We start from the raw sequence: 5,825 nt of genomic DNA on the forward strand, positions 1-5,825 counted from the left end.
GTACTGCACTCGACAGGGTGTGGGAGAGTAGGACACCGCCGAACACACATTAGAGAAGCCCCCCAACCAGTACTGGTTGGGGGGCTTTCTCGTACCCAAAACACCCCACCCCGCCAACACCCGAAAGTACCTTCGCCGGCACCCCCGACTTCGAGCGAACGGCACGTTCGTCGCCTCAGATCGACCCAACGCACCGTTCACACCATCAAGGGCGGGAGCACAGCCGACTCACCACCCCGTCCGGGATCGAGTGAACGACACGCTCACCCTCTTAGGCGAGGGGAACGGTACGTTCACACCATCAGGGGCGGGAACACGACTGAGGACGACAGGCACTTTGCACGGATCAGTCGATGCCGTCGGCGGTGGCAGTCGCATACTTCGGCCGGCCAGCCGGCAGATACCTCTGAATCGTCACGCCCTTTGATGTGGCTCGCGATTCGGCCAGCTCTAGTGCGATGTCCGGTCCGGTGTCGGGAAACAGTCGCGTGCCCTGGCCTACCACCACCGGAACGATCAGCAGGATCATCTCGTCGACAAGATCGTTCGCGAAAAGCCAGCGGCACAGGTTGCCACTGCCGTGCACCTGAAGCTCACCGCCGGGTCTGGCTTTCAGTTCGCCGATCGCTGTGGCGGTGTCACCTGAAAGGGCCGTGGTGTTCTTCCATTGCGGATCGGTGAGCGTCGTCGACGCAAGGTACTTGGGCCGCGAATTCAGTGCGCTTGCAATGGGGTTGACGTCGGGATTCTCGAACGCGCTCCAATAGCCGGCGAAGATCTCGTACGTGTGTCGCCCGAACAGGAACGCGTCAGCGCGCTGGTAGACCTGGACGAGGTAATCCATGGCTTCGGTGTCCACCAATGGCGCGGACCAGCCGCCCCGCTCGAATCCACCTCGCCGATCTTCGTCCGGCCCACCGAGTCCTTGCATCACCCCGTCGAGAGTGGCGATGGTAAAGGTCGTCAGTTTCATTGTCGTACCCATCTCCCAGGCGTCGTCGGATTTTCGCTGTGCCGATATAGACCGTCGAGAAGCGGGAAAGTCATCGAGCGAACGTGGCGTTGATCGCCTTGGACCGACCGAACGTGCCGTTCGCTCAGGGGGGGAGGTGGGGTCAGGGCTGCACGGGCACGGAGTCTGACGGGCTGGTCTCGGACTCCAGAGCGTCGCACGGAATCGCGAGCTCGGTCTGTTCGAGGCGGCCGCGAAGGGTGATGTTCTCGGTGATCGACCACTGTGCAGCCTCGGCGCTGTCAGCGGCAGCCACAGCCCGACCGGATGCGGCGACGTTACCCGGAACCGTCTTGGCGACCTCGGACAGTCGCGCCGCTTCGTTGACGGGATCACCGATGACGGTGTACTCGAATCTCTCTCGCGCACCGACGTTCCCGGCTACGGCAACACCTGCGGCGACGCCGATTCCCGCGCTCACTTCCGGAACCTCGGCACGCAGGCGCTGCTGAATCTTGCGGGCAGCGGCGAGTGCGCTGCCGGCGTGATCGTCGAGTGTCGTCGGCGCTCCGAAGATCGCCAGCGCTGCGTCGCCCTCGAACTTGTTCACGAATCCGCCGTGCGCGTCGACCTCGTCGACTATGACGTCGAAGAAACGGTTGAGTAGAGCGACCACCGCCGTAGGGGAGTTGGTGGCCGCGATGGTGGTCGATCCGATGACGTCGACGAAGAGAACGGCAACGTCACGTTCTTCACCGCCGAGTTCCGGGTTTCGGCGAACCGCGTTTGCGGCAACCTCGTGTCCGACGTGGCGCCCGAAGAGGTCGCGTATTCGCTCTCGCTCGCGCAGACCCTCGGCCATGCGATTGAAGCCGGCCTGCAGTAGTCCCAGTTCAGTTCCGTCGTACACGACGACGGACGCGGTGAGGTCGCCACGGGTGACTTGTTCCATTCCTCGTCGCACGGACCGAATGGGGGCCGCGGCGGACCGAATGTTGATGTATGTCAGCCCGAGTCCGACGCACAGGGTGATTCCGCCAATGACGAGGATGGCGATCGCGAGGGCTTGCCACGATGCAGGCCGGATGAAGCTGAAGACCGCCACGAGCATCAAGCCGGTGACGGGGACTCCGCTTCCGAGCAGCCAGACGAGGATTGTCCGGCCGGTCAGTCCGAGAACGGCAGCCTTGCGGGGTGCTCCGGATTCGAGTGCACGCGCAGCAATCGGGCGGAGTGCGAACTCGCTGAGCAGGTAGCAGAAAGCGCACGTGGTGATACCGCTGAAAGCCACGGTGAACAGAACTTTCGGAATAGTGTCGGGGTCGACGATTCCGTACATGGTCGTGAAGGTGATGAGCGCGGCCGTCCACAGGACGGCTTGCACTCGGGTCAGTCGCCACGGCCCGCGCAGCGCCGCGCGTTGATTCTGCTCTGTCGGTGGGTGATCCTCGGTGGCCCATCGAAGATCCCGCATCAGCCGTTTGGTGCCCCACAGAAGTCCGATGAGAAAGACACACCCGATGAAGACGGGCACGGCAATGAAGTTGATCCATGCGAATTCGGGGTGGATGATCTCGGGTCCGGGAACCACGAATCCGATGAGCACGATCGCCAGTACCGCTCCGATCAGGTTTGTGACCAGGAGGGGCGCGGTGAGTAGTGCCTGGACGCGGATTCGGCGGCGCCTGGGGCTTTCGTCGGTGGATCCGAGCAGCCACGACCCCAGGGGCGCACTCGGGACACGGCTTCGCTGCATAGTGTGTCGAGAGTAGTCGTAATGATCGCTTAGGGTGGTCCGGTGCGCCTAGTTATTGCTCGTTGCCGTGTCGACTATGTGGGACGCCTGACCTCCCACCTCCCTACCGCAAGACGACTGCTGTTGGTCAAAGCCGACGGCTCGGTCAGTATCCATGCCGACGATCGGGCGTACAAGCCGCTCAACTGGATGAGTCCGCCGTGCTGGTTGGTCGAGACCACCGGGGACAGCGACGACATCCTGTGGGTCGTCACCAACAAGGCAGGCGAGGAACTCCGGATCACTCTCGAAGAGGTCGAGCACGATTCGTCGTATGAACTCGGCCTTGATCCGGGATTGATCAAGGACGGTGTCGAGGCACACCTTCAAGAACTTCTGGCGGAGCATGTCGAGACACTCGGCCCCGGCTACACGTTGGTGCGACGCGAGTACATGACGGCCATCGGGCCGGTCGACCTCCTGGTCCGTGACGCGGACGGTGCCTCGGTGGCGGTGGAGATCAAGCGCCGCGGCGAGATCGACGGCGTCGAGCAGTTGACGCGGTACCTGGAGTTGCTCAACCGCGATCCTCTGCTCGCGCCGGTCACGGGAGTTTTTGCAGCGCAACAGATAAAGCCGCAGGCAAAGACTTTGGCCAACGACCGTGGGATCCGTTGCCTGGTCTTGGACTACGAAGCCTTGCGTGGTACCGAAAGCACCGAGTTCCGCCTCTTCTGACGCTGTTTAGACTCGAACCATGCCGCGCCGCAAACCTTCGCCGAAGCAAACCCGTCGAACGGATACTCGGCGTGCGCGGGATTCGAGCGCGGAGTCGGCGTCACCAAGCGGTGTGTTGTTCGGCGGGGCGCTGGTCCGGGAGGAACCCGGTCCGGGCGGTGAAATGTACATGGTGAGGCCGATACCCGGCTCCAACGCGACGAAGTTCTATCGCTGCCCCGGTTGTGATCACGACATCAGGCCCGGCGTCGCTCACGTGGTGACGTGGCCTTCGGAACCGGGCGGCGCGAACGAGCGTCGACACTGGCACACCGGATGCTGGTCAGGCCGCGGTACGCGCAGCCTGACCAGACGGTGGTCCTGAGCGTCGATCAGTTCCTGGACTGGGCTCGCTGCTCGACGGCGCGGGTGTCGATCTCGGCGGTGTTGGTCTCGTCCGAGTCCTCGAGAACGTCGTCTTCGTCGATACTCGGTTCTGATTTGACCGGATCTGCATCGACCTTATCTGCGTCGGCCTTCTTGTCTTCGATCTCGAGATCTTCCTCGGCTTCGACGATGACCGGAGCGGGCGGTGCATCGAGGAGTTCGCTCTCCCGGTTGACCGATGCGAGCATAGCCGGAACCGAATCGAGTTGTCCGCGAATACCCAAGAGCTGAGCCAGGATTCGGCCACGGAGAACGCGCAGTTCTTCGGTGAGTTCCTTCGCGTGAGCGATCTTGCGCTCGGACTGATCAGTGGCGGCCTGCAGCCTGCGCTGAGCCTCGTGCGACGCATCGGCGAGTCGACGTTCGGCCTCTGCTTTGCTCGACGACTCCAACTCGTTGACGGCGGCGACGACCTTGGCGCGGCGCTCCGACATCGAGATGTCGAAGTCTTCGCGGATCTGAGTGCGCTTGGCCTCGGACTCGGCAGCCAGTCGATCCCGCTCGGCCTGCGCGGCTTCGACGATCCGGGCGGCTTCGGTACGGGCCTGCGCCATGGTCTGCTCGTGCATGGTTTCCATCGCGTTGCGACGGTCCTCGAGTTCGGCGATCAGCGACTCGTAGTGCCCACGAAGGCGGGCGCCGTCCTGTTCGGCGATGGAGGTCATCTCGGCTGCGTCGGCCTCGGCCTTCGCGCGCACCTCCGAGGCCTCGTCGGAGGCAAGGCGCAGCATGCGGCTGATGCGATCGCTCATGCCCTCCGCAGTGGTGGGCGGTACCGAGAGGCGGTCGACGTCCTTGCGGAGGTCGTCGATGTCGTCGCGTGCATCGTCGAGCTGCTTGGCGAGGTCACGGGCCTGCGCAGCGGCAGCATCACGATCAGCCGCGGTAACTCGCAGCTCCGCGTCGAATCGCTCGAAGTAGTTGCGTACCTCGTCGCGGTCGTATCCCTTCCGTGCGATCTGGAACGGAAGTTGGATCGAACCGCGGTCCTGCTCGTATGCCATGGCGACAATCTACCTGGCATACGAGCTGGAGTCGGGTCTGCTAGTGGCTCGCGTCGGGTTCGACCAGTTCCACCAGGACGCCGCCGGCGTCCTTCGGGTGAATGAAGTTGATGCGCGAGTTGGCCGTACCGCGTCGGGGAGCGTCGTACAGCAACCGAACCCCGCGGTCGCGAAGTTCGGCGGAGATGGCGTCGATGTCGGTGACCCGGTAGGCGAGCTGCTGGAGGCCGGGGCCGCTTCGGTCGATGAACTTGGCGATGGTCGAGTTCTCGTCCAGAGGCGCGAGCAGCTGAACGGCAGTGGATCCGGCGGGGGAGCCGACGACGGAGAGCATGGCCTCACGCACGCCCTGCGATTCGTTGATTTCCTCGTGGGTCGACACCATGCCCAGGTGCTGCGTGTACCACTCGATTGCCACGTCGAGATCGGGCACCGCGATTCCGACGTGATCGATCGCGACGACGAGGTCGGACGACAAAGGTGCGAGTGCAGAACTGGGGGAGGTCTGTGTCATACCTTTCACGGTAGCGCTACCGTTTGAGGAGTACACGTCGGGATGTGACTTGGCTCTTAGGCCGCACGGAACCGACGACTATCTCTCTTTTGCAGCCGGAGGAAATCGTGACCAGTTCTGTGATTGTTGCGGGAGCTCGTACCCCGATGGGTCGACTCCTCGGATCGTTGAAAGACCTCTCCGGGTCCGACCTCGGCGGCATCGCCATCAAAGGCGCCCTCGACAAGTCCTCAGTCGCACCCGAACAGGTCGACTACGTCATCATGGGACAGGTCCTCACCGCCGGCGCCGGCCAGATGCCCGCCCGCCAAGCCGCCGTCGCCGCCGGTATCCCCATGAACGTCCCCGCCCTGAGCATCAACAAAGTGTGCCTCTCCGGCATCGACGCCATCGCCCTCGCCGACCAACTCATCCGCGCCGGCGAATTCGACATCGTCGTCGCCGGCGGGCAGGAAT

The 5,825-nt window shown here is 63.5% G+C and carries 6 protein-coding genes and 1 pseudogene; 3 read left to right on the forward strand and 4 right to left on the reverse strand.

Going from position 1 to position 5,825, the window contains the following annotated elements; translation table 11 throughout:
- Positions 1-346: 346 nt before the first annotated feature.
- Positions 347-973, reverse strand: coding sequence for a dihydrofolate reductase family protein (locus G9U53_RS33070; protein ID WP_165639972.1), 627 nt, complete (start codon positions 971-973; stop codon positions 347-349).
- A 142-nt stretch (positions 974-1,115) separates the two neighbouring features.
- Complete coding sequence (locus G9U53_RS33075) at positions 1,116-2,708, reverse strand: adenylate/guanylate cyclase domain-containing protein (protein ID WP_063316266.1); 1,593 nt, start codon at positions 2,706-2,708, stop codon at positions 1,116-1,118.
- A 42-nt stretch (positions 2,709-2,750) separates the two neighbouring features.
- Between G9U53_RS33075 and nucS the strand changes: the two genes are divergently transcribed.
- A complete protein-coding gene (gene nucS, locus G9U53_RS33080) occupies positions 2,751-3,425 on the forward strand; it encodes an endonuclease NucS (RefSeq protein ID WP_003945160.1) in 675 nt (224 codons plus the stop codon).
- Positions 3,426-3,444: 19 nt separating this feature from the next.
- Complete coding sequence (locus G9U53_RS33085) at positions 3,445-3,789, forward strand: hypothetical protein (RefSeq protein WP_054828484.1); 345 nt, start codon at positions 3,445-3,447, stop codon at positions 3,787-3,789.
- Between the two features lie 7 nt (positions 3,790-3,796).
- Here the strand turns inward: G9U53_RS33085 and G9U53_RS33090 are convergent, their stop codons facing one another.
- Positions 3,797-4,855, reverse strand: coding sequence for a hypothetical protein (locus G9U53_RS33090; protein ID WP_007733248.1), 1,059 nt, complete (start codon positions 4,853-4,855; stop codon positions 3,797-3,799).
- A gap of 40 nt (positions 4,856-4,895) precedes the next feature.
- A complete protein-coding gene (mce, locus tag G9U53_RS33095; RefSeq protein ID WP_007733251.1) occupies positions 4,896-5,369 on the reverse strand; it encodes a methylmalonyl-CoA epimerase in 474 nt (157 codons plus the stop codon).
- A 107-nt stretch (positions 5,370-5,476) separates the two neighbouring features.
- On the opposite strand from mce, the pseudogene G9U53_RS33100 reads away from it, so the two are divergent.
- Positions 5,477-5,825, forward strand: a pseudogene (locus tag G9U53_RS33100) (acetyl-CoA C-acyltransferase); the annotation flags it as partial.

This window comes from Rhodococcus sp. D-46, from assembly GCF_011290655.1.
GTDB classification, from domain to species: domain Bacteria; phylum Actinomycetota; class Actinomycetes; order Mycobacteriales; family Mycobacteriaceae; genus Rhodococcus_F; species Rhodococcus_F qingshengii.